This window comes from Nocardia sp. JW2 (assembly GCF_051843015.1).
In the GTDB taxonomy this organism is placed as follows: domain Bacteria; phylum Actinomycetota; class Actinomycetes; order Mycobacteriales; family Mycobacteriaceae; genus Nocardia; species Nocardia coubleae.
This window is the reverse complement of record NZ_JBPXLK010000013.1, coordinates 127093-152021: the sequence shown is the minus strand read 5'-3', so window position 1 is coordinate 152021 and position 24929 is coordinate 127093. Positions and strand designations below refer to the sequence as shown.

Here is a 24929-nt window from a genome sequence, read left to right as displayed (position 1 = left end):
GGCGATCTTCTGGGCGGCGTCTTTGAGGTTGTCGAGGTCGGCGTCGGGGGCGCCGCGTTCGATGTCGTCGAGTTCGGCGCGCTGCAACGTGAAGGGCACCCGGAGTTCCACGAGCGGCTGCACCACGCGCTGGTGTGCCTGCACACCGTCGTCGGGGGAGTCGATCGGGGTGAGCCTGCCGCGGTTGAGCGCCGAGTAGCCGACGCCGTGCGGGCCCGAGACGTCGACGACCCGGCGTCCGGCGATATTGCGCTTGAACGTGCGGGTGGCCTCCTCCTCGATCTCGGCCCAGGCCTCGTCGGTGATCGGCGCGAGTTCGCGATGCAGGTTGTTCATTCGGATACTCCTTCTCATCGAGTTTTCATCGAGCCGATGGCGAGGGCGCCGTCGGAACCCGCTGCGGAGGTATTTGCCCGTTCCACCGGAATTATCTCGGGCAAGGGTCCGGATTCCGCCTCGTCGGCGATGTTCGCGGGCGCGTCGGGCAGATCGTCGAGGAAATCGACGGTCGGGGTGAAGAACAGGGTGCCGGTCACCGCGACGGAGAAGTCGAGGATGCGGTCGTAGGCGGCTTCCTCGGTGCCGAGGAACATGCGCTCGAGCATCCGCTCGGTGACGCTCGGGGTGGCGGCGTAAGCGACGTAGTAGGTGCCGAACTCGCCGTCGGCGACCGAGCCGAAAGGCATGTTGGCGCGGACGATCTGACGTTCGGTGCCGTCCTCGTCGACGATGGTGTTCACCGCCACATGCGAATCGGCGGGCTTCACATCGTCGGGCAATTCGTAGTCGCCGAGCTTGGTGCGCCCGATCACCCGCTCCTGCTCCTCGATCGACAGGGCGTTCCACTGGTCGAGCGGGTGGGTGTACTTCTGCACGATCACGTAACTGCCCCCGGTGAATTCGGGGTCCTCGGCACCGATCAGGGCAGCGGCGGCCGCGGCACCACCCTCGGGGTTCTCCGTGCCGTCGACGAAGCCGAGCAGGTCGCGCTGTTCGAAGTAGCGGAACCCGACCACCTCGTCGACGACCGTCGCCGCGCCACGCAGCCGTTCGGCGATCACCATGCCCAATTCGAAGCACGGGCCCTGGGTTTCGGCGCGGATGTGGAAAAGCAGGTCGCCGGGGGTGGCGGGCGCGCTGTGCACCGGACCGTTGTATCCCGGGAACTCGTGCAGCTCAGCCGGTTTGGGCCCGGCGAACAGGCGGTCCCACGCGGCGGAACCGATCGAGGTGATGCAACTCAGGCCCTCGCCGGGCACCCGGAATCCGACCGATCGCCGTAAACCGTTGATATCGGCGAGCACATCGCGCACCACCGATTCACCGCCCTCGTCGATGGTGAAGACGAGGAAGAGCGCGGCAGGCGACAGTGGATCGAGAATCGGTTGTGGCTCACCCATGGCGTCCAGAGTACGACGCCGTACCGACAGGTACTTATTTGGCGACGGTGAGCAGGAAGGTCACGTCGTCGATGGCTTTGACGCTGTGGCGGGCGCGCGGAACCACGATCAGATCGCCTGCCGAGCCCTTCCACTCGTCGGTGCCCGCGATCAGTACGAGCGTGCCGGTGAGGACCTGGATCGTCGCGTCGCCGGCATTGTCGTGTTCGGCCAGGCTCTGCCCTTCGGCCAGCGCGACGACGGTCTGGCGCAGGGCGTGGGTGTGGCCGCCGATGAGGGTTTGCGAACTCCGACCACTCGTCGAGGTGGCCGCCAGCTTCAACTGTTGACGGGCCACCGCGGTCAGCGATTTCTTGTCCATGGGAACGCGCCTTTCGCAGGCTTCTCGCGGGCAGGTCTTCGCCTGGGAGTATGCCCGACATCACACCCGCGCTCGGGCGTTTTGCCGCGACCGTTAGCGACGTGTTGTCACTGCCGGACGTAGTGCCGAATGCGGTAGCGCAGGCCGTTTTCGGCGGTACGCCACGGGGTATCCGGTGCGTGCCATTCCGCGCCGATGACCGGGGCGAAGGCATCGCCTGCCACCGTGGTGTCGACCTCGGTGACCAGCAGCGTGGTCGCCAGCGGCAGCGCCTGGCGGTAGATCTCGCCACCACCCGCGATCCAGGTGTCGGCGGTGCCGGTCATGGCCAGCGCGTCGGGCAGCGAGGCGGCGCGTTCGGCGCCCTCGGCGGCCCAGTCGGACTGGCGGGTGACGACGATATTGCGTCGACCGGCCAGCGGCCGGAAGGCGGCGGGCAGGGAGTCCCAGGTGCGCCTGCCCATGATCACCGGGTGGCCGGTGGTCGTCTCCCGGAAATTGACCATGTCCTCGGGCAGCCGCCACGGGATGGTGTTGTCGACGCCGATCACACCGTCGTTGGCCTGCGCCCAGATCAGGCCGATCATGCGGTCGCTCACACCGCCACCGGCGCCTTGATGGCCGGGTGGTGCCGGTACCCGGACAGTTCGATGTCGTCGTAGGCGTAGTCGAACAGGCTGGTGGCCGGGCGCAGGTGCAGGGTGGGGAAGGGGTAGGGCTCACGGGTGAGCTGTTCACGCACCTGGTCGACGTGGTTGTCGTAGATGTGCACGTCGCCACCGGTCCAGATGAACTCGCCCGGCTCCAGCTCGGTCTGCTGGGCGACCATCAGGGTGAGCAGCGCGTAGCTGGCGATATTGAACGGCACACCGAGGAACAGGTCGGCGCTGCGCTGGTACAGCTGGCACGACAGCTTGCCGTCGGCGACATAGAACTGGAAGAAGGCGTGGCAGGGGGCGAGCGCCATCTTGTCCAGGTCGGCCACGTTCCACGCCGACACGATCATCCGGCGCGAATCCGGGTCGGTGCGCAAGGTGTGCAGCACCTGGGCGATCTGGTCGATGTGGGTGCCGTCGGGAGTCGGCCAGGAACGCCACTGCACGCCGTACACCGGGCCGAGCTCGCCGTCCGCGTCCGCCCATTCGTCCCAGATGGTGACGCCGTGCTCGCGCAGCCACGACACGTTGGAATCGCCTCGCAGGAACCACAGCAACTCGTAGACGATGGACTTCAGGTGCACCCGCTTGGTGGTGATCAGCGGAAACGCCTCGGCCAGGTCGTAGCGCAGTTGATGGCCGAAGATGCTTCGGGTGCCGGTGCCGGTCCGATCGGCTTTCGGCGTGCCGTGTTCGAGCACGCGCCGGAGCAGATCTTCGTACTGCGTATCAGGGGTGGCCACGCCTGCCGATTCTACTGCTGTGCGCACCTGGCAAGCTCTGCGCGTATGCGCAAGCTCTACGTGATCGGTATCGGTGCCGGCGACCCCGACCAGGTGACGATGCAGGCAGTCAAGGCCATGCGGCGGGCCGAGGCGTTCTTCGTGATCGGCAAGGGCGCCGAAAAGCAGGAACTCGTCGACGTGCGCACCGCGATCCTGCGCGAGTACGTCGACGGCCCGCACCGGGTGCTCGAGATCGCCGACCCGCCACGCGACCGCGCGCCCGCCGACTACACCGGTGTGGTGCAGGACTGGCACGAACGGCGCGCGGTGCTGCTGGAAGAGGCCTTCGAGCAGGTGGACGGCGACGGCGCGATCCTCGTCTGGGGCGATCCGGCCCTCTACGACAGCACCCTGCGCATGGTGGAGCGGGTGCTCGACCGTGGGCGGGTTCGGTTCGATTACGAGGTGATCCCCGGCGTCACCAGCGTCGCGGCACTGGCCGCCGCCCACCGGGTGGTGCTGCATCGCATCGGTGAACCCGTGCACATCACCACCGGGCGCAAACTGCGCGAAGAAGGCCTCGGCCCGGGTTCGACGGTGGTGATGCTCGACGGCGAATGCTCGTTCACCGAGGTGCCCGGCGACGATATCCACATCTGGTGGGGCGCCTATCTCGGTATGCCCGACGAGATATTGATCGAAGGCAATCTGCGCGAGGTGGAGAAATCCATTCTCGAACGTCGTGCGCGAGCGCGCGCCGAAAAGGGCTGGATCATGGACGTCTACCTGTTGCGTTCCGAATAGCTAGACTGACGCTTGTGCCCGAGTTACCCGAGGTAGAGGCGTTGGCGCAGTTCCTCCGGGATCATGCGGTCGGTGCGGTGGTGGGTCGCGTCGACGTGGCCGCGCTGAGTGCGGTGAAGACATTCGATCCGCCGGTGACCGCGCTGTCCGGCCGGGACGTGACCGGTGCGGGCCGATGGGGCAAGTTTCTCGGAATGGATTGTGGTGGGCTGTGGTTGATCACCCACCTGTCACGTGGCGGCTGGTTGCGGTGGGTCGACGAACCGAATCCGTTGCCGCCCAAGCCCGGCGGTAAGAGCCCGCTCGCCCTGCGCGTGCATTTCTTCACTCCCGAAGGCGCGACACCCGCCATCGACCTCACCGAGGCGGGAACCAAGAAACGCCTCGCGGTGTACATAGTGGAGGATCCGCAGTCGGTTCCCGGCATCGCCCGGCTCGGTCCCGACGCGCTCGCGGTGACCGAGGACGAATTCGCGGCCCTGCTCCGGGGCACATCGCAGCGCATCAAGACCGCACTGGTTGATCAGACCCTGCTGGCCGGTATCGGCAATGCCTATTCCGACGAGATACTGCACACCGCACGCATTTCACCGTTCGCGAATACGAAAACGATGCCAGCCGAAACTGTTTCGCAGTTGTACGCGGCGATGCGTTCGGTATTGCTCGATGCCGTCGACCGTTCGACCGGGCAGGACGCGGCCCGGTTGAAGGGGGAGAAGCGATCCGGCATGCGGGTGCACGCCAGGACGGGGCAACCGTGTCCGGTGTGTGGCGACACGGTGCGCGAGGTGTCCTACGCGGAGCGCTCTTTTCAGTACTGCCCGACCTGTCAGACCGGCGGCAAGGTGCTCGCCGACCGGCGGATGTCGCGGTTGCTCAAGTAGTCAGCGGTCCCGCCAGGTTTCCAGCAGCCGTAACCAGAATTCGCTGACCGCGGGAAACGCGGGTACCGCGTGCCACAGGGTGTCCAGGGGTACCCGACCGACCACCGCGATGGTGGCGGCGTGCAATTGCTCGCCCATGTCGGGCCCGACGAAAGTGGCGCCCAGAAGGCGGTTTTCGGCGGTGTCGACGACGATCTTCGCGCGGCCGTGGAAATCGTCGCGCGACAAGGCGGAACCGGCTACCGAGATATCCATTTCGACGGTGTCGACCGCGTACCCGGCCTTGCGGGCTTGCTGCTCGGTCAGGCCGATGGCGGCGAGTTCCGGTGCGGTGTAGACGACTTGGGGAATCTGCTCGTGGTCGGCGCTCGCGGTGTAGCGGCTCTTGTCCAGCGGCGATCCCTGTGCGCGAGCGGCGATGACATCCCCGCACACGCGGGCCTGGTATTTGCCCATATGTGTCAGTGCCGCACGGTGGTTCACATCGCCCACCGCGTACAGCCATTCACCGGGAACATCGCGGACAGTCAGGTGATCGTCGACGTCGAGATAGCCTGCCGACAGGCCGACGGTGCCCAGGCCGAGGTCGTCGGTCGCGGGTGCGCGACCGGCCGCGACGACCAGCTCGTCGGCCTCCAGCTCACCGTTGTCGAGCACCAAGGTGACCGGGCCGCCGTGGATGCGGCCGACCCCGGTGTCGGCGGGGTCGCGGCGCGACACCATCAGCGCCTCGGTGTTCAAGCGAACCTCGACGCCCTTGTCGCGCAGACCTCGCAGCACCAGATCGGCGGCGAAGGGCTCGACCCGTGGCAGCAGCCGGTCACCGCGCACCAGCATGGTTACCTCGGCCGCGCCGAGCTCGATCAGCCAGGTCGCCGCCTCGCACGCGACGACACCGCCGCCGATGATCGCGACCCGGCGCGGTACGACCGTCAGATTGGTGGCGTCGCGCGAGGTCCAGGGCAGGGCATCGCGCAGTCCGGGGGTGTCGGGAATCGCGGCTGTTGTTCCGGTCGCGATCACGACGGCGTGCCTGGCGCGCAGTTCCCGCACCCCCGCGTCGGTGTGCACTTCGACCCGCCGCTCCCCGGCGAGCCTGGCCGCACCGCGGACCGGGTCGATGCGCGCCGATTTCGCCCAGTCGACCTGGGAGGTGTCGTCGCGATGGTGGACGAAGGTGTCGCGGCGGGCGAGCACATCGGCCACCTCGGGGCCGCTGGCCGTCAGCCCGGGCAACCCGGCGGCGAGATCGAGCACGGCACCAGTGCGCAGCAGTGTCTTGCTGGGAATGCACGCCCAGTAGCTGCATTCGCCGCCGAACAGTTCCCGCTCCACGAGCGCGGCGGTGCGGTCGCTGCCCGCGATGGCGTACGCGGCGGCGTTCTCGCCCGCCGGGCCGCCACCGATCACGATGACGTCGTACTCGTCGGTCACTGCAAGTAGCCCTCGACCTCACGGGGCGAGCGCATCTGCGTGTCTTCGGGAGAGGCGTCGGCGCCTGCGCGGGCGCGGCGCTGGCGCAGCAGATCCCAGGCCTGGTCGAGCATCACTTCCAGCTGGGCGAGCTGCTTGCGCTCGCTGACCGGGTCGATCTCGCCCGCCGTCGCCTTGGACCGCAGTTCGTGTTCTTCGTCGACCAGCTGCTTGATCTTGGCCAGGATGTCCTGATCGGTCATGTGCTCACCACTTCGATTCTCGGAGGGGTAGTGCCGGGCGAACCGCGACCCACGCGGGGTCGTGGTCCATGCTACGACCGCCGGGTGACATGGGCGGCGAGACAGTCGGCCGCGATCGGGACGGCCCGGGCCAATTCGGTGCTGGTCAGGGCCGTGTAGCCGAGGGCGACACCGAACCTGTGCGGCGTGGCGAGGTGGTGGCGGGCCAGCCCGTCGAGCAGGACTCCGCGGCTTCGGGCGGCATCGACCGCGGCGGCCTCGGCGGCGGCGTCGGGCAGTTCGACGACCACATGCGACCCGGCATCGTCACCGAGGACCGGCAGGCCCCGGTCGGCGAGCTCACCGACGAGCAGAGCGCGCCGTGGCGGGACCACCCGGCGCAGGCGACGCAGATGCCGGGCGAGGTCGCCGTTGCGGGCGAATTCGGCCAGCACCAGTTGGCCGGCCGGGCTTGGTGAACTGCCGATGCGGGCGCGGTGCGCGAGGACGGCCGCGGTGATGTCGGGACGAGCGACGAGCCAGCCGACACCGAGGGTGGGGGCGATGATCTTGCTCGTGGTGCCGAGGTGGACCACCACGTCCGGGGCCATCGCCGCGAGCAGGGGCAAGGGCGCGGTGTCGTAGCGCAATTCGCCGTCGTAGTCGTCCTCGATGACCAGAGCGCCGGTGCTGCGGGCGAATTCGACCAGTTCCACCCGGCGCCGGGCAGGCATCCGCGCACCCATCGGAAACTGATGTGCCGGTGTGCAATACACGGCGCGAACACCCGGCGGAATGCGGTCGACACACAGTCCGTGCGCGTCGACGGGCACCGGGAGCACCGTCGCCTCCGCGGCCTGGAACGCGCCGACCGCGCGCAGATAGCCGGGGTCTTCGATGGCCACGGTGTCGCCGGGACGGAGCAGGGCCGCGGCGAGTTCGCCGACGGCGGTGCTCGTGCCCGCGGTCGCCAGTACCACCGACGACGCGCCCGCGGCCAGTCCGCGATGCCGGAGCAGATGCTCGGCGACGGCATCGCGATAGCCGGGCTCACCCGCTCGATCCTTGCGAGCCTCGGGTGCGCGGTCACCGGCCGAGCGCCACGCGCGGCGCCAGGCCGCGCGGTCGAGGGCCTCGATGCACGGTGCGCCTGCGGCGAGGTCGAGCAGGGTCGGTGCGTCCGCGATGCCCTTCATCGCGACGGTGCTCGGCGGTGCTGTCGCGGGGGCGGTGCTCAGGTAGGTGCCGGACCCGCGTCGACCGGTGAGCCAGCCCTCGGCGTGCAATTGGTCGTAGGCGGCGGCGATCACGGCCCGGCTCACTCCCAGCCGTTGTGCGAGGGTGCGCGAGGGCGGTAGCCGGTCGCCGACGCGTAGGACGCGGGTGGTCGCGGCGGTGCGCAGGGCATCGGCCACCTGTACCGACAGGGGTTCGGCGGCGGAGCGGTCGAGCGGGATCGGGAAGTCGTCGAGCATCGCCCACCTCTGATTGGACTGTCGTTCCTGCGTCGAATTGGACCTGTGCGAAGGCCAATCGTGCGGCGATGCTCATCTTATGAGCACGCACACCAGAACGCCGCTGTCCCCGACCCCGCGCACCACGGTGACCAGATCCAAGGAACGCGCCCGCAGCGACCGGGCCGAACTGGACGCGGTGCTCGACGCGGGACTGATCTGCCACCTCGGAGTCGTGCTCGGTGGTTCGCCGGTGGTGCTGCCGACCGTGTACGGCCGGGCGGGCGACACGATCTACCTGCACGGTTCCACCGGTGCGGGCAATATGCGCGCCGCCATCGGCACCGACATCAGCATCGCGGTGACTCATGTCGACGGCCTGATCTATGCCCGCTCCGCCATGCACTTCTCGATGAACTACCGGTCGGCGGTGGTGCGCGGGCGGGCCGAACTCGTTACCGACGAGGACGAACGGCTGGAAGCGCTACGGGTGATCGTCGAGCACGCGGCGCCCGGATCCTGGGACCGTGTCCGCCCGCCCAGCCGCAAGGAGATGGCGGCCACGATGGTGCTGGCCCTCGACCTCACCGAGGCGTCGGTGAAAGTCCGGACCGGCGGGCCGAAGGACGACGAGGACGACATCGCCGCAGGCGGGGTGTGGGCCGGGGAGCTCCCACTGCGGCAGGTGTGGGGTGTGCCGGTGCCGTCGGCGGACCTCGAACCGGGGATCGAGGTCCCCGCCGAGGTGGTGGGGCGGGTGGATTCGGCGATGCCGGTCGCGCTGCGGTAGGGAAGGGGTCGACGTTCCGCAGACTGCTGCGGATGGTCGTCGGGCTGGGTGATTCGATCAGTCGCGTAGTGCGGCGATGGAGTCGCGCGATTCGCTCGTCGTGGCACCTCGGTGGGCGGGTGCGCGCTCGGTACAGTCCCGCTTATGCCGTCGAGTCCGCTCAGCGGGGGCGAGCCGCCCGAACAGTTGTCGTGCACCGAGGATCGGGTGGTGGACGCGGCCCTGGCAGTGCTCGACGAGGGCGGGGCGGGTGCGCTCACGGTCGAGGCGGTTGCGGAGCGACTCGGCGTCGACCCGGCCGCGCTGGCTTGCGATCGGAGCGGACTGGAACGGGCCGCCATCGAACGCGTGCTCTCGAACGTGCGGCTCGGGCCGCTCTACGACCGGGGCGTCGAGTGGGTCTCGGCGGTGATCCAGTTGGCGCTGAGTATGCGGTCGCGGCTGTGGGAGCATCCGGCGGTCGCGGTGCTGATGATGTCGGGTCCGCACGACGGTCCGGCGGCGGACGGGCCCGCCGCACGCGATATCGAGGAGGCGTTGTTCGCCTGCTTCGCGCGCGGTGGTCTGCATACGCAGATGCGGGCGCACGGGGTGTACGCGGTGCTCGTCTATGTCCTCGGTTCGACGGCGCTCGATATCGCGGAGACCGACGGAAGACCGCCGCTGCCTGCTGATTCGGAGCGGATCGCGCGGCGGCGCGAGCAGCTCAGGGACCTGGATGTGGATCGCTGGACGCGTACCGCCGCGCATGTGGACGAGATCGCGGCGTGGACCTCCGTCGACCAATTCGTCTGGGGGCTGAGGGTTCTGCTCGTGGGTATGACGGCGAATTGAGTTGCTGCGACCCGGAGGCCATGCGATCTCACCAGGGCTCGGCGGACAACCCGGCCTTCGACAGCACGAGATCCGCTGCAGCGGTGAGTGATTCGCATGTGTCCAAGCTGACGAGCGCCAGGGTGTAGGTGTCGGCCAGACGGGAGAGGTAACCGGAGAGGCGAGTACGTGGAAAATCCGTGATGCCCGGATGGATCGCGCGGGCGGCCACGCGGGTGCATTCGTGCGGGCCGACGGTGCGCAGGGCGTCGGGCATTGTGCCGATATTGGAGCACAGGATGTCGCGCTCACCAGCACCTTTGCTGAGCTTGTACGCCAAGCGATCGGGGAGTACTTGCAGGATTTCCTCGGGCAACCCGGCAGGTGCCGACATGCGGCGTAGATAGGCGTCGCGGGCTTTGACGCGAATCGTCTCCGGGGTGTCGGCGCGATCGATCCGGATCTCGGTCACGGCGAGATCGTTGTCCACGCGTGGTTCGTCGCGGGTGTCCACCGGCAGGCTCGCGGTGATGGTGTCGTCACCGAAGCCGTTCTCCCACAGCATGTTCGCGACCAGGTAGATGAACAGACTGTTCGGCGTACCACTGGTTCCCGCCGCGACGGAATCCCATTGTGCGGCATCGAAAGCCAGCAGAGAGCTGCGGACGGTGCGACCTGGAGACGCCGTGGAAGCGATGGCCTCGGGCGGTCGGGGAACACCGTTGCGCAGTGCGCGCGCGGTCCCGCCGAGCACCGTTGCCCACTGCGTCCGAGCATCGGTCCAGTCCGAACGGGCCTCGTCCGCGGACCGTTCGCGGCACTGGTGTCGTGCGGTGGAGGTGACCGCAGTCGACGCATGTTCTGTAGGTGCGCCGTTCAGCGATCGCAAGGCCAGCGCGACGGCGTGGATCAGTCCGCGTGCGTCGGCAAGGGCGTGCGAACAGGTCAGGGCGACAACGGTTCCGCCGTCTGCCAGAGGTGCCGCCGACAGCCGCCAACCGGGGAAGTACTCGGGATCGAGGTCGGCGCCGAGCGTATCGGCCCACGGCAGGATTTCCTCCGCACGCAGGGGAGCACGGTGGGCGTCGGCCGCGTGGTAGTCGAGCGGGTGGGTTCGGACGGTGGGCCGCCAGGCGCGGCGGGCGCCGGGGACGCGGGCGCGGACGACTCTGCGGCCCAGCGGACCATGACTCAGGTCGTGGTGGATCTGTCGCAGCAGAGCCGGATCCATCGCGTCCGGCGTTCGCCACAGTCCCTGCAGGGCGATCGGCGTGCCCATTCCCCGATGGGTACGCAGGAAGATCTCGTCGACGACGGTCAGGCGGTCCATTACGACGTGGAGGCGGCGCCGTGCCTGCCCGCGCCCGCGGCGAAGCGGGCCGCACCCTCCAGCGCTCCATCGGCGAGAGCCTTGACGCCGTGCGCGAATTCGATGCGCAGCGCCTCGTCCTCGGAATAACCGACCTGGTCGTACACGGATTCGCGGTCGGAACGCAGACAGGTCTGCGGGAGCGCCGCGAGTTGCCCGGCCAACTCCTCGGCCACCCGGCGCGCATCCCCGGTGGGAACCACACGGGTGACCAGTCCCATCTGCAACGCTTCGGGTGCGCTCACCGGCCGACCGGTGAGAATCATGTCCAGCGCCCGCCCCTCGCCGACGATGCGCGGCAGACGTACCGTGCCGCCGTCGATGAGCGGCACACCCCAGCGGCGACAGAACACGCCGAACACGGCGTCCTGTTCGGCCACCCGCAGGTCGCACCACAGTGCCAGCTCGAGCCCACCGGCTACCGCGTGCCCGGACACCGCGGCGATCACCGGTTTGGACAGCCGCATCCTGGTGGGACCCATCGGTCCGTCACCGTCGGGCGTCGCCTGGTTGCTGCGGTCGGTGCCGAGCGATTTCAGATCGGCGCCGGCGCAGAACGTGCCGTGCTCGCCCCACAGCACCGCCACCGAGGCGGTCGGGTCGGCGTCGAACGCGCGGAAAGCCTCGGCCAGGGCGCGGGCCGTCGGCCCGTCGACGGCGTTGCGGGCGTGGGGACGGTTCAGGATCACCGTGGTGACCGGCCCCGCCTTCTCGACACGCACCGAATCGGACGCGGGACCTGAGCTCATAGCTCGACCATACGACGAAACCCACCCTTGTGTGAAGAGGTGAATCAGTGGTTCACTTCTTCGTATGGTGTACCGGAGGACGCCGGCCGTGCAGGCCCGGCTCGACGCGCAACGTGCGCTGATCGTGCAGGGTGCGACGGCTGTGCTCTCGCGCGACGGGTTCGCCGGCTTGTCGATGGCCGCGGTGGCCGCCGAGGCGGGTATCGCCACCGGCACGGTGTACAAGCAGTTCGAGAACAAGGCCGCGCTGGTGTCGGCCGTGTTCGAGAAGGTCGTGGCCCGCGAGGTCGCCGCGGTGCGCGCGGCGGTCGCCGAGGGCGACGTGCTGCAGCGGGTCAGCGCGGCCGTGGAGACCTTCGCCGGGCGGGCGCTCAAGAATCCGCGACTCGCCTACGTATTGCTGGCCGAACCCGTCGACGCCGCCGTCGACGTGCAACGCCTGGAATTCCGCCGCGCCTTCACCGCCTCGTTCGAAGCGGCCATCACGCACGGTATCGCTGAAGGTGCACTGCCACCGCAGGATTCGCACCTGTCGGCCGCCGCGCTCGTCGGCGCCATCGGCGAGGTGCTCGTCGGCCCCCTCGCCACGGCCCCGCCCGCCGAGTCCGTCGTTCCCGAGCTGGTCGCTTTCGCCGTTCGCGCGCTCGGTGCGCGCCCGGAATCGTTGTAGCCCTAAGGAGTTCCGCCGTGATCACCCATGACGTGTTCAATCAGGTACCACCGCTCGTCCCCTTCGACGCCTCGCGCAATCCCGCGCTCATCGAGGGCCTGCACCGGGAAGGTGCGGGCTGGGTCGAGGCCGAGGTACGTGAACTCGGGGCTCTCGCAGGCGGTGTCGCCGCACAGGAATGGGGCAGGCTGGCCAACGAGTACCCGCCGGTGCTGCACACCCACGACCGGTGGGGGCACCGCGTCGACGAGGTCGAGTTCCATCCGCACTGGCACGACCTGATGAATGTGGCGGTCACGCACGGCCTGCACGGCTCGCCGTGGCTCGACGAGCGCCCCGGCGCGCACACCGCCCGCGCGGCCAAGTTCTACACCTGGGGTGTGGCCGACGCCGGGCACATGTGTCCCATCTCGATGACCTACGCGGTGGTGCCCGCGCTGCGTCACAACCCCGAACTCGCCGCCCGCTTCGAGCCGCTGCTCGGCTCGCGCACTTACGATTTCGGATTGCGTGAGCCCTCGACGAAAGCCGGGTTGATCGCGGGCATGTCGATGACCGAGAAGCAGGGCGGCTCGGACGTGCGCGCCAACACCACCACCGCCACACCGCAATCGGACGGGTCGTACCGCATCGTCGGGCACAAGTGGTTCACCTCGGCGCCCATGTCGGACATGTTCCTCACCCTCGCGCAGGCGCCGGGCGGGTTGTCGTGCTTCCTGCTGCCGCGCGTGCTGCCCGACGGCACCCGCAACCCGATCCGGATCCAGCGGCTCAAGGACAAGCTCGGCAACAAGTCGAACGCCTCCTCGGAGATCGAGTACGAGAACGCCACCGGGTGGCTCGTCGGCGCCGAGGGTGCCGGGGTGAAGACGATCATCGAGATGGTCAATATGACCCGCCTCGACTGCGTGATCGGCTCGGCCACCGGCATGCGGGTCGGTGCGGTCACCGCCGTGCATCACGCCAGGCATCGAGAAGCGTTCGGCGCGAAGCTGATCGACCAGCCCGCCATGCGCAATGTGCTGGCCGACCTGATCGTTGAATCCGACGCGGCGACCACCGTGATGATGCGTCTGGCCGGGGCAACCGACCGTGCGGGCAGCGACCCGGCCGAGGCGGCGCTGCGCCGGATCGCGCTGGCCATCACCAAGTACTGGGTGTGCAAGCGGGCGCCCGCGCACGCCGCCGAAGCGCTGGAATGCCTCGGCGGCAACGGGTATGCCGAGGAATCGGGGATGCCGCGCCTGTACCGGGAGGCGCCGCTCATGTCGATCTGGGAGGGGTCGGGCAATGTGGCGGCGCTGGACGCCCTGCGCGCCATGGGGCGTCAGCCGGAGACCGTCGAGGCCTACTTCGCCGAGGTCGGCCTGGCTCGTGGCGCGGACCCGCGGCTCGACGACGCCATCGACCGGGTCGGCAAGGAACTCACCGACCTGTCCGATATCGAGTACCGGGCGCGCCGGGTGGTCGAGTTGATGGCGCTGGTGTTGCAGGGTGCGCAGTTGGTTCGCCACGGTCATCCGGCCGTCGCCGATGCGTTCTGCGCGACCCGGCTGAGCGGCGACTGGGGTATCGCTTACGGCACCTTGCCGGTGGGTGTGGACACCGGTGCGATTCTCGAGCGAGGGTTCGTCGATACGCACTGAGCCGGCTCCGGCCGATCCTTCGCATGGCCGGGCCGGCGGTACCGTGATCGCGTGGCTCGAGCGGACGATATTTTGACAGCGGGGGACCTCGCCGGGCTGGTGCCGGCGCGCGCGGACCGGCTTCTCCTCGGTATCGCGGGCCCGCCGGGCGCCGGTAAATCGACTCTCGCGCAGCGTCTTTGCCACGAGCTGAATCGTCTCGGGCGCAGTGCGGTCGTCGCGCCGATGGACGGTTATCACCTGCGCAACGACGTGCTGCGAGCCAGGGGCGCGCTGGCCCGCAAAGGCGAGCCCGACACCTTCGACGCGGCCGCGTTCGTCACCGGCCTTCGCCTGCTCCGGGAGACACCCGTCGGCGAACCGGTGCCGTGGCCGCTGTTCGATCGGGCCGTCGACGAACCGACCGAGGGCGGTGTGATGGTGCGCGACGAACGCGTAGTGGTCGTCGAGGGGAACTACCTGCTGCTCACCGACGCGCCGGGTTGGGCGCCGGTACACGGACTGCTCGACGAATGCTGGTATCTCGACGCGCCACGGCAGGTGCTCACCGAACGCCTGCTCGACCGGCACGTCGAAGGCGGGCGCACCGAGGATGAGGCGCGGGTGAAAGTGATGGACAGCGACCTGCGCAATGCCGACCTCATCGCCGCCACCCGAAGCCGCGCGGATCGCGTTTTGAGCGCGACGGGCCGTGGCTACGCCCTGGCCTGACCGCCCCCACCCTTTCGCGCCGCCGCACCCCTTCGCGCGGCCACGGCCCTTCGCCACGTAGCCCCCCTTCCCCGCGCGGCACCCTTGTCGGCCGCGGCACGCCGGGCGTGTGTCGCGCGGAAAGCGGCGGGCTCGGCGCAATCATGGACTGATGAAGCGACGAGTCCCCGTGCACGCGGTCCGCAACGGCGCGGCGGCGGTCTGCGCGCTGCTGCTGTACTACAGCGTTCCGGTGGGGTGGGTGTTCGAACTCGACGCGTGGCCGGGGCGGGTCGCCGGGGTCGTCGTATTCGTCGCGAGCGTTGCCGGGCTCGGCTGGCTCGTGTGGCGGCGGATCGAGCACCTGCTCGCGGAGTCGACCGCGGTGGGCGAGCGGGTCGACGGGGTACTGCTCGTGCTGTGCATCGTGTGCGTGGTGTTCGCGCTCGTCTACTACCGCATGCAGCAGCTACACCCGAACCAGTTCACCGGGCTCGAGACCCGGACCGACGCGCTGTATTACACGCTGGTCACCCTCGGGACCATCGGCTACGGCGACATCCACGCCACCGGGCAGGCCGCCCGCATCGTGACCATGGTGCAGATCGTGTTCGACCTGGTGGTGCTCGGCACCCTGCTCGCCATCGTCACCACCAGCGTCACCAGCCGGATCCGCGCCGCGAACGAGGTCAGCGCCGCCGCGCGCGATACCACTCGATGAGCGCGTCGGTCGACGAGTCACCCACCGACTCAGGGTTTTCCGACCCGCTGAGCAACGGCATCAGGGCGAGCGCCTGCTGCTTGCCCAGCTCCACACCCCACTGATCGAAACTGTCGATACCCCAGATGATTCCCTCGACGAACACCTGGTGCTCGTACAGTGCGATCAGCTGACCCATCGTCGACGGTGTGAGCTCCGGCGCCATGATCGTGGTGCTCGGCCGATTGCCGGGCATCACCTTGTGCGGCACCAGCTTCGGATCGGTGCCCTCGGCCGCGATCTCCTCGGCGGTCTTGCCGAACGCGAGCACCTTGGTCTGCGCCAACAGGTTGCTCATCAGGATGTCCTGCATGCTGCCGGTGCCGTCGCGGGTCGGTAGGTCGTCGGTCGACCGGGCGAAACCGACGAAATCGGCCGGAATCAGCCGCGTGCCCTGATGCAGCAGCTGATAGAAGGCGTGCTGGCCGTTGGTACCCGGCTCACCCCAGAAGATCTCACCCGTCGACGACGTGACCGGAGTACCGTCGGCGCGCACCGACTTGCCGTTGGACTCCATCGTCAGCTGCTGCAGATACGCGGGGAACCGCGCCATATCGTTCGAATACGGCAACACCACACGCGATTCCGCGCCGAAGAAATTCGAATACCAGACGCCGAGCATCGCCAGCAGCACCGGACCGTTCGACTCCAACGGTTCCGCCGCGAAATGCCGGTCCACGGCGTGCATTCCGCTGAGGAACTCGCCGAACCGTTCCTTGCCGATGGTCACCATCACCGAGAGACCGATCGCCGAATCCACGGAGTAGCGGCCGCCGACCCAATCCCAGAAACCGAACATGTGCGCGGTGTCGATACCGAAAGCCGCCACCCGCTCCGCGTTCGTCGATACCGCGACGAAATGCTTGGCCACCGCGTCCTCACCGAGCGCCGCGACCAGCCAGCGCCGCGCCGCCGTCGCGTTGGTGAGGGTCTCCAAGGTGGAGAACGTCTTCGACGCGACGATGAACAACGTGCGCGCCGGATCGAGACCCGCCAGCTTGGACACCAGATCGGCCGGGTCGACATTCGACACGAACCGGGCCTCGATCTCCGGATCGGCATAGTGGCGCAACGCGCGATACACCATGTCCGGCCCCAGATCCGAGCCACCGATACCGATATTGACCACCGTGGTGATGCGCTCACCGGTGGCCCCGCGCCACGCACCCGAGCGCACCGAATCGGCGAACTCACCCATCCGGCGCAGCACGTCGTGCACGGCGGCATCGGCGTCGGTGCCGTCGATGTCGAGCTGCTCACCCACCGGCAGACGCAACGCGATGTGCCCCACCGCGCGGTCCTCGGAGGTGTTGATGTGCTTGCCGGAATACATCTCGTCGCGTCGCTGCGGCACCCCGGCCGCGCGCGCGAGATCCACCAGCAGACGCAAGGTTTCGCGGGTCACACGATGTTTGCTGTAGTCGATGTGTAGATCGGCCACCTGCACGGTCAACTCCCGGCCGCGCGCCGGATCCTCGGCGAACAACTGCCGCAGATGCAGAGGTGCGACAGTGCGGTGATTGGTTTGCAGTGCCTGCCAGGCCGCCGACGCGGTGATGTCGCTGCTCACCCGCCCGAGAGTACTGGGTTATCGGAGCGCTGGCGCGCTCGAGTGGTGTTCTTTTCGGGGTGATCGGTCTGGTGTTTGGCCGGAATTCGGACGGGGGGTCGGCATAGGGTGGGGGCATGGTTTCTGAACGGGATGTGATCGAGTTCGTACCAAAGGGTTTGTGGATCGGGTCGGGGCCGGTAGACGCTACCGGCGGGGCCACATTTCCCGTGCACAATCCGGCCGACGGGTCGGTGATCACCGAGGTGGCGGATGCGACGCCCGAGGACGCGATGCGGGCGCTCGACGCGGCGGTGGCGGCCGGGCGGGAGTGGGCGCAGACGCCGTCGCGGGAGCGCGGTGAGATCCTGCGGGCGGTGTTCACCGAGCTCACGGCGCGGGCCGAGGAGTTCGCGTTGCTGATGACGCTCGAGATGGGCAAGGCGCTCGGGGAGAGCCGCAACGAGGTGCGTTACGGCGCCGAGTTCTTCCGGTGGTTCAGCGAGGAAGCGGTGCGGGTGCACGGGCGGTATCTGCACGCGCCGTCGGGCACGGGGCGGATCATGGTCGCCAAGCAACCGGTGGGCCCGTGCCTGGCGATCACGCCGTGGAACTTCCCGCTGGCCATGGGTACCCGCAAGATCGGTCCGGCGCTGGCGGCCGGCTGCACGATGATCGTCAAGCCCGCGTCGGCGACGCCGCTGACCATGCTCGCGCTGGCCCGCCTGTGCAGCGAGGCCGGACTGCCCGACGGTGTGCTGTCGGTCGTCACAACCAGCCGTTCCGGTGCCGTCACGGGCCCGCTGATCGACGATCCGCGCCTGCGCAAGCTCACCTTCACCGGGTCGACCGAGGTGGGTAAGAAGCTGGTCTCGTCGTCGGCGAACCGGCTGCTGCGCACCTCCATGGAACTGGGCGGCAACGCGCCCTTCGTGGTGTTCGACGACGCCGACATCGACAGCGCGGTGGCCGGTGCCATGCAGGCGAAACTGCGCAACGGCGGGGAGGCGTGCACGGCTGCCAACCGGTTCCACGTGCAGCGCGGTGTCGTCGCGGAATTCACCGAGAAGCTGGTGGCGGCGATGACCGAATCGGTGGTGCTCGGGCCGGGGACGGACGCCTCTACGACGCTCGGCCCGCTGGTGAGCGCCGAGCAGCGCGAGACCGTCGCCGAACTCGTCGACGACGCGGTCAGCACCGGCGCGAAGCTGCTGCTCGGCGGGGAGACCCCCGACGGGCCGGGCTGGTTCTACCCGGCCACCGTGCTCGCCGACGTGCCGCCCGCCGCCCGCATCCTGCGCGAGGAGGTGTTCGGTCCCGTCGCGCCGATCGTCGCCTTCGACACCGAGGAGGAGGGCGTCGCCGCCGCCAACGACACGCAATACGGCCTGGTCAGCTACGTCTACACCCGCGACCTGGATCGTGCGCTTCGGGTGTCGGAGGCGATGGAGACCGGGATGGTCGGCGTGAACCGGGGTGTCATCTCCGACCCGGCCGCGCCCTTCGGCGGCGTCAAGGAGTCGGGCTTCGGCCGCGAGGGCGGGACCGAGGGCATCGAGGAATACCTGGACACGAAGTACATCGCCCTCACCTGAGCGAAAAAATAACCGCCCCGGGGATGTTGTCGCACCCGGGGCGGCTTTTCGTGAGCGGCGATCTGGACGACCGCCGCGTGGTTGGAGTGGGCCTAGCGGCCGAGACGTCCGCGACCGAGGCGGAGCAGGAGCATGGCGAGGGTGTGGCCCTCCTGGCCGAGCTCACTGAAGCGTTCGAGCACTTTCATCTCACGGCTGTGCACCAGCCGGGGACCCCCAGAGGCCATCCGGGTGCGCCCGATGATCCGCGAAATTTCGCTCCGGCGTTTGATCGCGGCGAGGATGGTGGCGTCGAGTTCGTCGATTTCGAGGCGAAGCTTCTCGATCTCCGCCTCAGATTTCGGCAGTGCCGCCTCTGACCCGGCGGTTGTAGCAGGGGTGCTCATCATTCATCTCCTCGTGTCAGAACTGGGATCGGTCGATACGGACGTCGTGTTACCGATCTGTTCCTTCACCCTGAAAAACTTTCCGGCTGGGCGCCTGCCGCCACGATATCGGATCGATTGCCGATCCGGACAGGCGAAGCGGCGCTGACCACGCGGCCCAGTCTGCCACGGGTCGGTAGGTATGCAAAACAGTTGTGTTTGTGAATCCGCTGAGAACATTCACACGGGTGGGTACGACACCGGTCGTCGTCGGGTTCACTCGCGGTTTGCCCGCCGGTGGCCGCGCCGACGGCGGTTGGCCGCTTGTCGGTGCCCGCCGGTAGCGTGGACAGACGATGGATATCACGGTCGCTCCCTCCGCAGACGAAACGTCGTCCACCGCGCCGAACACCCCGGTCGCGGCACCAGACAGCACCGCCGCACCGCAGGGTGACGGCGGTGGCGGTGGTGCGGCTCGCAGCGGTCTTGCCGAGGCTGCGGCCCGGCACAGCGCCGAACAGGAACAGCGCCGCAAGGAGCGCGAACAGCGTCGCGCCGAGGAAACCGAGCGGCTGCTCGACGGGCTCAACCCGCAGCAGCGCGCCGCCGTGGTGCACGCCGGTTCGCCGCTGCTGATCGTGGCGGGAGCGGGCTCGGGCAAAACGGCCGTGCTCACCCGTCGCATCGCCTACCTGCTCGCCGCACGCGGAGTGCAGACCGGACAGATCCTGGCCATCACGTTCACCAACAAGGCTGCTGCCGAGATGCGGGAGCGGGTGGCCGGGCTCGTGGGTCCGCGCGCCGCGAGCATGTGGGTGTCGACTTTCCATTCCAGCTGTGTGCGTATTCTCCGTATGCAGGCGGCTTTGCTGCCGGGTCTGAATTCGAATTTCTCCATCTACGATGCCGACGATTCGCGCCGATTGCTCACGATGATCAGCCGCGATTTCGACATCGATACCAAAAAATATTCGGCGCGGTTGCTGTCGACGGCCATCTCCAATTTGAAGAACGAATTGATCGGGCCCGAACAAGCCGCCCGCGACGCCGAGGCCGACGACACCGAACTGCCCGCGCTGGTCGCTCGCGTGTACGGCGAATACCAGAAGCGGCTGCGCGCGGCCAATGCTCTCGATTTCGACGATCTGATCGGTGAGACGGTCGCGCTGCTGCAGAACCACCCGCAGGTGGCCGAGTACTACCGGCGCCGGTTCCGGCACGTCCTCGTCGACGAGTACCAGGACACCAACCACGCCCAGTACGTGCTGGTGCGCGAACTCGTCGGCCACCACGGCGATTCCGGCGACGAGCAGGTGCCGCCCAGCGAGCTGTGCGTCGTCGGCGACGCCGACCAGTCCATCTACGCCTTCCGCGGCGCGACCATCCGCAATATCGAGGAATTCGAACGCGATTTCCCCGATGCCGAAACCATTCTGCTGGAACAGAACTACCGCTCCACCCAGCACATCCTGTCGGCGGCCAACGCCGTGATCGCCCGCAACGAGGGCAGGCGTGAGAAGAAGCTGTGGACCGATTCCGGTGAGGGCGAGCTCATCACCGGCTACGTCGCCGACAACGAACACGACGAGGCGTCGTTCGTCGCGAAGGAAATCGACCGGTTGGTCGACGCGGGCGAGGCCACCTACGGCGATGTGGCGGTGTTCTACCGCACCAACAACAATTCGCGTGCGCTGGAAGAGATCTTCATCCGCATGGGGCTGCCGTACAAGGTGGTCGGCGGTGTCCGCTTCTACGAGCGCAAGGAAGTGCGCGATGTGGTGGCCTACCTGCGCGTGCTGGAGAACCCCGACGACGCCGTGAGCCTGCGCCGCATCCTCAACACCCCGCGCCGTGGCATCGGCGACCGTGCCGAGGCCTGTGTCGCGGTGCACGCCGAGCAGCGCGACATCGGTTTCGCGGCGGCCCTGCGCGACGCGGCCGACGGCAAGGTGGCGCTGCTCAATACCCGTGCGCAGCGGGCCATCGCCGGTTTCCTCGACCTGCTCGACGAGATCCGGGCGGCCGGACAGCGCGCCGACAGCGAGTACCCCGATGTGGGCAATGTGGTCGACGCGGTGCTGGACCGCACCGGTTATCGCGCCGAACTCGAGGCCTCCGACGACCCGCAGGACGGCGCGCGGCTGGACAACCTCAACGAATTGGTCAGCGTCGCCCGCGAATTCAGTTCCGAGGCGTTCAACAACGCCGAGGCCGCACGCGAGGAGGGCCTGCTGCCCGAGGTGGGCGACGGTGAACCCGAACCCGGTTCGCTCGCGGCGTTCCTCGAACGGGTGTCGCTGGTCGCCGATACCGATCAGATCCCGGACGAGGGCTCCGGGGTGGTCACCATGATGACCCTGCACACCGCCAAGGGCCTGGAGTTCCCGGTCGTTTTCGTCACCGGCTGGGAGGACGGGCAGTTCCCGCACATGCGGGCGCTCGGCGATCCGAACGAGCTGGCCGAGGAACGCAGGCTGGCGTACGTGGGCATCACCCGCGCCCGTCAGCGGCTGTACCTGTCGCGAGCCGTGGTCCGGTCGGGCTGGGGACAGCCGGTGTCGAACCCGGAATCGCGGTTCCTGCAGGAGATTCCGCAGCATCTGCTGGATTGGCGCAGGCTCGAACCGGTGGTGTCGCCGGTGCAGCGTGGCCGTAGGCGCGGCGAGGACAGCGGGTTCGACCGGGACTGGACGCGTGGCGACGGCTGGGACCAGCGGCCGGGCGTGCGCGGCGGCACCGGCACCCGCAGGCCGGCCCCCGGCGGTGCGGTGAAGCGCAACAACACCGACCTCGTTCTCGCCGTGGGAGACCGGGTCACCGACGACAAGTACGGCCTGGGCCGAGTGGTCGCCGCCGACGGTGTCGGCCCACTGGCGACCGTCACCATCGACTTCGGCACCGCCGGAAAGATCCGGCTGATTCCCCAATTCAGCCGGACCATCGTCAAGTTGTGAATTGGTGGCCAACCCACTGATCTCGTCAGAACATGGGTAACTCCTCAACCACCTCCCGGCCCTCATGGTCCGACGTGAGCCCGACTGCCAGCAGTCGAGCTCCCGGACGGCACGCCTAATTCGCGGGGAGGCGGGTGGGCAGGAGGTCGGTTAGGGCCTTGTCCAGGGTGGGGTAGCGGAAGGTGAAGCCGGTTTTCGGCAGCACCTCCGAGGTGGCGTGACGGCCGGTGAGACCGAGTGCCGGATCCGAGCGCAGCACAACCGCGCCCACCGACAGGATCGCTTTCGGCGTCGGCGGGGCCGCCGGGCGATGCAGCATTCGGCGCAGCGTCGCCATGAGTTCGGCATTGCGGACCGGGTTCTCGGTGGCGGCCACCAGGATGCCGTCGGGGATGCTCACCTCGGGATCGAGTCCGAGGCAGGCCCGCACGATGCGCAGCCAGTCCTCGATGTGGATCCAGCTGAACCATTGGTCGCCGGGGCCGACCCGTCCGCCGAGCCCGGCCTTTGTGAGCTGGCTCAGGCGTTTGAGCGCCGGGGCGTCCGGGTCGAGCACGATGGATGTGCGCAGGATGGTCCAGTGCGCGGCCTGGGCCGGGTCGAATGCCTGCTCCCACGGCTCGGCGACGCCGGTCATCTGCGGCAGCCCTTCGGGCACGGGTGTTGTTTCCGTGCAGCGCGTTTCGCCCGCGTCCGACCAGATGGCGGTGGTGCTGGCCTGCACCCAATAGTCGACCGGGGTGTCACGGGTGCGGGCGGCGGCGACCAGTGCCGTGGTGGAATCGACCCGGCTGCTGCGCAGTTCGGCGATATTGCGTTCGGTCGGCCTGCAGTCGACGAGTTTGCCCGCCAGGTTGACGACCGCGATCCGGCCGGGTTCGCGGAGTTCGGCGGCCCAGGCACCGACCGAGCGGCCGTCCCATTCGGTCTGCCGGAACGGTATTCCGGGGTTGCGGCGCCGGGTGAGCAGGGTGACGCGCTGACCACGGCAGGTGAGGTCGGCGGCGATCTGCACGCCGAGCGCTCCGGTGCCACCAGCGATCACCACGTTCAAGGCGTCGTCGGCCGGGACGAGGCCGGCGAGCCGGGCCAGGCGCGAGAAGTTCACGCGCGCACCGGTTTCGATGAACGGTCCGGCCGCCGCCCGCATCGCCGCTGCCGACACACCGCTGAAGCGCAGTTCCTGAGTGATCTCTGTTCCGCCCGCGCACGGTTCGAGCCGCCAGGTGAGCACCATGGTCCCGGCGGGTTCGGGCTGCTCGATGGTCAGCTCACGTTCGGGCACAAGAGTTGTCACGGTGAACGGGGCGCCGAACCGCTCGTGCACGCGCGCGGACAGTTTCCCGTTGGGCACATAGTCACCGGTCGCACCGACGGCGACAGGCCCGTGCATCCGCACCGCACGCACACCCGGATTCCATTCCGGCCACTGCGTGAGATCCCCCAGCACCGCCCACACCGATTCCGGTGGCAGGGCAATGAACTGCGTGTACTTCGTCGTACCAGCCATACGAAAACGCTACCCCGCTAACGGGAAAGCGGAACCGTGCTGCTGGTCACCCGTCCTCAGTCGCGCTGGGCGCCCAGACTGATGCCGCGGGTGGCGAGCCAGGGGATGGGGTCGATCTTGTCGGTGCCGTTCTGCCACACCTCGAAGTGCACGTGCGGGCCGGTGGAGAAGCCGCGGTTGCCCATGGTGGCGATCTGGTCGCCTGCCATCACGCGTTCACCCTGCGAGACCGTCGCGGTGTCGATGTGACCGTAGATGGTGACGGTGCCGTCGTCGTGCAGGATGCGCACCCACATGCCGAAACCGGAGGCAGGGCCCGCTTCGATGACGGTGCCGTCGGCGACCGCGTAGATCGGGGTGCCGATCGGACCGGCCACGTCGATGCCGAGGTGCTGCACACCCCAGCGGGCGCCGAACCCGGAGGTGTAGTTACCGGTGGTGAATTTGGCGAACAGGGGCCGCAGTTTGGCGGACTCCTGGGCGGCCAGGTCTTCGGCGAACTTCTGGCCCTTGGCGAGGATGTCGTCGAAGTGGCTCCTGTCGGCCACGGCGGTGGCGTCGAGTACCTGCGGCGACGAGCCGGTGACGTGGTCGGCGACCTCGGTGGTGCTCATCGACTGGGCGGCGATCTCGTGGATCTGGCCCGCGGCTTCGTAGTCGACGCCCGTGTCGGGCTGCTGCGGGGAGGCCATGGCGGCCTGGCCGGCCGCGACGACCGCGCCTGCGGCGACGGCGATGACGGCGGCGCGGCCCTTCAGCGCGGTGGGCGGTGCGGGCACGCGGTGGGCACCGCCACGCCGCTCGGCGCGACGCGGTTCGGGTGCCGGGGTCTCGGGTTCGGCGGGCGCCCAGTCTGTTTCGTAGGTGCCGGAGTCGTAGGAGCCCGACTCGTCGGCGGTCCATTCGTCCTCGGCGGGCGTCCACGAGGCGTTGTCGGACCAGGCGTCGTTTCCGGACCAGGAGTTCTCGGTGTGCCAGGAATCGGTGCTCGGCCAGGCAGGCTGCTGCGGTTGTGGCGCGGCGGCGCGGGGGCTTCGCGGGTGCGAGGTGAACTCGTCGGCGTACCGGTAACGGTGGCCTGAGCTGTTGCGATCTTCAACTGGGAAGGTGGAGCGGTGGTTCATCGGCTACGCCTGACGTTCCTCAAGCTTGTCGTCCTCCTCAGTCCTGACCTGCCAGTCGTGACCTGGTTGTCGTGACCTGGTTGTGACATCGACCGCATTGACGGTAACGAAGCGATTGCAGAGTGGCAAGCGCTGGTCGAGAACCTACACTTGTCTGTGAGATTCGTCACCGTAATGCTGCAGAATAACTCACCGATTCGCGACACTTCGGGTGAGGTCGATCGACGACATAACGTAGTAGATGGCGGGGCGTTCCCCCTTTAGGTGTTCCGACCTGCCACGGCACCGAAAAACTACTCACCAGTAGCCTTGGCCAGCGGTTTTGGTGACCTCCCCGCACCCGTCGTGACCTGCGCCACTTAGGATGAATGTGGTCGTTTAGCCCTCCCCGTGACTAGTTAGAGTC

Annotated in this window: 24 protein-coding genes; 10 read left to right on the top strand and 14 right to left on the bottom strand. The window is 68.3% G+C overall.

What is annotated here, in order from left to right:
- The 5 genes from ACSVDM_RS19740 to ACSVDM_RS19720 all read right to left on the bottom strand — a co-directional run.
- The coding region (locus tag ACSVDM_RS19740) for a family 1 encapsulin nanocompartment shell protein (protein WP_439266888.1) at positions 1 to 336 on the bottom strand (336 nt) is incomplete at its 3' end.
- Between the two features lie 14 nt (positions 337 to 350).
- Positions 351 to 1400, bottom strand: coding sequence for a Dyp-type peroxidase (locus ACSVDM_RS19735; protein ID WP_439266886.1), 1050 nt, complete (start codon positions 1398 to 1400; stop codon positions 351 to 353).
- 34 nt (positions 1401 to 1434) lie between these two features.
- Positions 1435 to 1761 (bottom strand): cupin domain-containing protein, encoded by a 327-nt coding sequence (locus ACSVDM_RS19730; protein WP_067485336.1) that lies wholly within the window; start codon positions 1759 to 1761, stop codon positions 1435 to 1437.
- 107 nt (positions 1762 to 1868) lie between these two features.
- Positions 1869 to 2360 (bottom strand): dihydrofolate reductase, encoded by a 492-nt coding sequence (locus ACSVDM_RS19725; RefSeq protein ID WP_439266884.1) that lies wholly within the window; start codon positions 2358 to 2360, stop codon positions 1869 to 1871.
- Positions 2357 to 3160 (bottom strand): thymidylate synthase, encoded by an 804-nt coding sequence (locus tag ACSVDM_RS19720; RefSeq protein WP_439266882.1) that lies wholly within the window; start codon positions 3158 to 3160, stop codon positions 2357 to 2359. Before ACSVDM_RS19720 ends, ACSVDM_RS19725 begins: the two co-directional genes overlap by 4 nt.
- Positions 3161 to 3205: 45 nt before the next feature.
- Between ACSVDM_RS19720 and cobF the strand changes: the two genes are divergently transcribed.
- Positions 3206 to 3946: a precorrin-6A synthase (deacetylating) gene (cobF, locus tag ACSVDM_RS19715; RefSeq protein ID WP_357148248.1), complete on the top strand. Its 741-nt coding sequence runs from the start codon at positions 3206 to 3208 to the stop codon at positions 3944 to 3946.
- Between the two features lie 14 nt (positions 3947 to 3960).
- Complete coding sequence (locus ACSVDM_RS19710) at positions 3961 to 4830, top strand: Fpg/Nei family DNA glycosylase (RefSeq protein WP_225278627.1); 870 nt, start codon at positions 3961 to 3963, stop codon at positions 4828 to 4830.
- Here the strand turns inward: ACSVDM_RS19710 and ACSVDM_RS19705 are convergent, their stop codons facing one another.
- The 3 genes from ACSVDM_RS19705 to ACSVDM_RS19695 all read right to left on the bottom strand — a co-directional run bounded on the left by ACSVDM_RS19705 (position 4831) and on the right by ACSVDM_RS19695 (position 7960).
- Positions 4831 to 6264, bottom strand: coding sequence for a dihydrolipoyl dehydrogenase family protein (locus ACSVDM_RS19705; protein ID WP_439266879.1), 1434 nt, complete (start codon positions 6262 to 6264; stop codon positions 4831 to 4833). It abuts the gene before it with no gap.
- Complete coding sequence (locus ACSVDM_RS19700) at positions 6261 to 6506, bottom strand: DUF2630 family protein (RefSeq protein WP_067485911.1); 246 nt, start codon at positions 6504 to 6506, stop codon at positions 6261 to 6263. Before ACSVDM_RS19700 ends, ACSVDM_RS19705 begins: the two co-directional genes overlap by 4 nt.
- Positions 6507 to 6577: 71 nt before the next feature.
- Positions 6578 to 7960 carry a PLP-dependent aminotransferase family protein gene (locus tag ACSVDM_RS19695; RefSeq protein ID WP_439266877.1) on the bottom strand — a complete coding sequence of 461 codons (1383 nt, stop codon included), beginning with the start codon at positions 7958 to 7960 and terminating at the stop codon, positions 6578 to 6580.
- Between the two features lie 79 nt (positions 7961 to 8039).
- Between ACSVDM_RS19695 and ACSVDM_RS19690 the strand changes: the two genes are divergently transcribed.
- Together ACSVDM_RS19690 and ACSVDM_RS19685 are read left to right on the top strand one after the other, a co-directional pair.
- A complete protein-coding gene (locus ACSVDM_RS19690; protein WP_439266876.1) occupies positions 8040 to 8729 on the top strand; it encodes a pyridoxamine 5'-phosphate oxidase family protein in 690 nt (229 codons plus the stop codon).
- A 144-nt stretch (positions 8730 to 8873) separates the two neighbouring features.
- A complete protein-coding gene (locus tag ACSVDM_RS19685; protein ID WP_356985884.1) occupies positions 8874 to 9563 on the top strand; it encodes a TetR/AcrR family transcriptional regulator in 690 nt (229 codons plus the stop codon).
- 28 nt (positions 9564 to 9591) lie between these two features.
- Here ACSVDM_RS19685 and ACSVDM_RS19680 read toward each other — a convergent pair whose 3' ends face one another.
- A complete protein-coding gene (locus tag ACSVDM_RS19680; RefSeq protein WP_439266874.1) occupies positions 9592 to 10872 on the bottom strand; it encodes a hypothetical protein in 1281 nt (426 codons plus the stop codon).
- Positions 10872 to 11660 carry a crotonase/enoyl-CoA hydratase family protein gene (locus ACSVDM_RS19675; RefSeq protein ID WP_439266872.1) on the bottom strand — a complete coding sequence of 263 codons (789 nt, stop codon included), beginning with the start codon at positions 11658 to 11660 and terminating at the stop codon, positions 10872 to 10874. The genes ACSVDM_RS19680 and ACSVDM_RS19675 overlap by 1 nt, the downstream gene beginning before the upstream one ends.
- 64 nt (positions 11661 to 11724) lie before the next feature.
- Between ACSVDM_RS19675 and ACSVDM_RS19670 the strand changes: the two genes are divergently transcribed.
- From ACSVDM_RS19670 to ACSVDM_RS19655, 4 genes are all read left to right on the top strand, one after another.
- Positions 11725 to 12330 (top strand): TetR/AcrR family transcriptional regulator, encoded by a 606-nt coding sequence (locus tag ACSVDM_RS19670; protein ID WP_439266870.1) that lies wholly within the window; start codon positions 11725 to 11727, stop codon positions 12328 to 12330.
- A gap of 17 nt (positions 12331 to 12347) precedes the next feature.
- The gene (locus tag ACSVDM_RS19665) at positions 12348 to 13976 is read left to right on the top strand and encodes an acyl-CoA dehydrogenase family protein (RefSeq protein WP_439266869.1); all 1629 of its coding nucleotides are present in this window, start codon (positions 12348 to 12350) and stop codon (positions 13974 to 13976) included.
- A 51-nt stretch (positions 13977 to 14027) separates the two neighbouring features.
- A complete protein-coding gene (locus ACSVDM_RS19660) occupies positions 14028 to 14687 on the top strand; it encodes a nucleoside/nucleotide kinase family protein (protein WP_439266867.1) in 660 nt (219 codons plus the stop codon).
- 151 nt (positions 14688 to 14838) lie between these two features.
- Positions 14839 to 15387, top strand: coding sequence for a potassium channel family protein (locus ACSVDM_RS19655; RefSeq protein ID WP_439266865.1), 549 nt, complete (start codon positions 14839 to 14841; stop codon positions 15385 to 15387).
- Here ACSVDM_RS19655 and pgi read toward each other — a convergent pair.
- A complete protein-coding gene (gene pgi, locus ACSVDM_RS19650) occupies positions 15356 to 16996 on the bottom strand; it encodes a glucose-6-phosphate isomerase (RefSeq protein WP_439266863.1) in 1641 nt (546 codons plus the stop codon). The two genes, ACSVDM_RS19655 and pgi, sit on opposite strands and share 32 nt — an antisense overlap.
- 116 nt (positions 16997 to 17112) lie before the next feature.
- Between pgi and ACSVDM_RS19645 the strand changes: the two genes are divergently transcribed.
- On the top strand, positions 17113 to 18570 hold the full coding sequence (locus ACSVDM_RS19645; protein WP_439266862.1) for an NAD-dependent succinate-semialdehyde dehydrogenase: 1458 nt from the start codon (positions 17113 to 17115) through the stop codon (positions 18568 to 18570).
- Between the two features lie 92 nt (positions 18571 to 18662).
- Here ACSVDM_RS19645 and ACSVDM_RS19640 read toward each other — a convergent pair whose 3' ends face one another.
- A complete protein-coding gene (locus ACSVDM_RS19640; RefSeq protein ID WP_439266861.1) occupies positions 18663 to 18956 on the bottom strand; it encodes a chorismate mutase in 294 nt (97 codons plus the stop codon).
- A 335-nt stretch (positions 18957 to 19291) separates the two neighbouring features.
- On the opposite strand from ACSVDM_RS19640, the gene pcrA reads away from it, so the two are divergent.
- Positions 19292 to 21889, top strand: coding sequence for a DNA helicase PcrA (pcrA, locus tag ACSVDM_RS19635; RefSeq protein WP_439266859.1), 2598 nt, complete (start codon positions 19292 to 19294; stop codon positions 21887 to 21889).
- A 115-nt stretch (positions 21890 to 22004) separates the two neighbouring features.
- Here the strand turns inward: pcrA and ACSVDM_RS19630 are convergent, their stop codons facing one another.
- Both ACSVDM_RS19630 and ACSVDM_RS19625 read right to left on the bottom strand, forming a co-directional pair.
- Entirely contained in the window at positions 22005 to 23399 is a 1395-nt protein-coding gene (locus ACSVDM_RS19630; protein ID WP_439266857.1) for a DUF1731 domain-containing protein, read from the bottom strand.
- 56 nt (positions 23400 to 23455) lie between these two features.
- Complete coding sequence (locus tag ACSVDM_RS19625; protein ID WP_439266855.1) at positions 23456 to 24523, bottom strand: M23 family metallopeptidase; 1068 nt, start codon at positions 24521 to 24523, stop codon at positions 23456 to 23458.
- Between the last annotated feature and the right edge of the window lie 406 nt (positions 24524 to 24929).

Coding starts and splice junctions, on each gene's coding strand:
- ACSVDM_RS19735 (WP_439266886.1), bottom strand. CDS start 1,400: ATGGGTGAGCCACAACCGATTCTCGATCCACTGTCGCCTGCCGCGCTC.
- ACSVDM_RS19730 (WP_067485336.1), bottom strand. CDS start 1,761: ATGGACAAGAAATCGCTGACCGCGGTGGCCCGTCAACAGTTGAAGCTG.
- cobF (WP_357148248.1), top strand. CDS start 3,206: ATGCGCAAGCTCTACGTGATCGGTATCGGTGCCGGCGACCCCGACCAG.
- ACSVDM_RS19700 (WP_067485911.1), bottom strand. CDS start 6,506: ATGACCGATCAGGACATCCTGGCCAAGATCAAGCAGCTGGTCGACGAA.
- ACSVDM_RS19695 (WP_439266877.1), bottom strand. CDS start 7,960: ATGCTCGACGACTTCCCGATCCCGCTCGACCGCTCCGCCGCCGAACCC.
- ACSVDM_RS19690 (WP_439266876.1), top strand. CDS start 8,040: ATGAGCACGCACACCAGAACGCCGCTGTCCCCGACCCCGCGCACCACG.
- ACSVDM_RS19685 (WP_356985884.1), top strand. CDS start 8,874: ATGCCGTCGAGTCCGCTCAGCGGGGGCGAGCCGCCCGAACAGTTGTCG.
- ACSVDM_RS19680 (WP_439266874.1), bottom strand. CDS start 10,872: ATGGACCGCCTGACCGTCGTCGACGAGATCTTCCTGCGTACCCATCGG.
- ACSVDM_RS19675 (WP_439266872.1), bottom strand. CDS start 11,660: ATGAGCTCAGGTCCCGCGTCCGATTCGGTGCGTGTCGAGAAGGCGGGG.
- ACSVDM_RS19670 (WP_439266870.1), top strand. CDS start 11,725: ATGGTGTACCGGAGGACGCCGGCCGTGCAGGCCCGGCTCGACGCGCAA.
- ACSVDM_RS19655 (WP_439266865.1), top strand. CDS start 14,839: ATGAAGCGACGAGTCCCCGTGCACGCGGTCCGCAACGGCGCGGCGGCG.
- ACSVDM_RS19645 (WP_439266862.1), top strand. CDS start 17,113: ATGGTTTCTGAACGGGATGTGATCGAGTTCGTACCAAAGGGTTTGTGG.
- ACSVDM_RS19640 (WP_439266861.1), bottom strand. CDS start 18,956: ATGAGCACCCCTGCTACAACCGCCGGGTCAGAGGCGGCACTGCCGAAA.
- pcrA (WP_439266859.1), top strand. CDS start 19,292: ATGGATATCACGGTCGCTCCCTCCGCAGACGAAACGTCGTCCACCGCG.
- ACSVDM_RS19630 (WP_439266857.1), bottom strand. CDS start 23,399: ATGGCTGGTACGACGAAGTACACGCAGTTCATTGCCCTGCCACCGGAA.
- ACSVDM_RS19625 (WP_439266855.1), bottom strand. CDS start 24,523: ATGAACCACCGCTCCACCTTCCCAGTTGAAGATCGCAACAGCTCAGGC.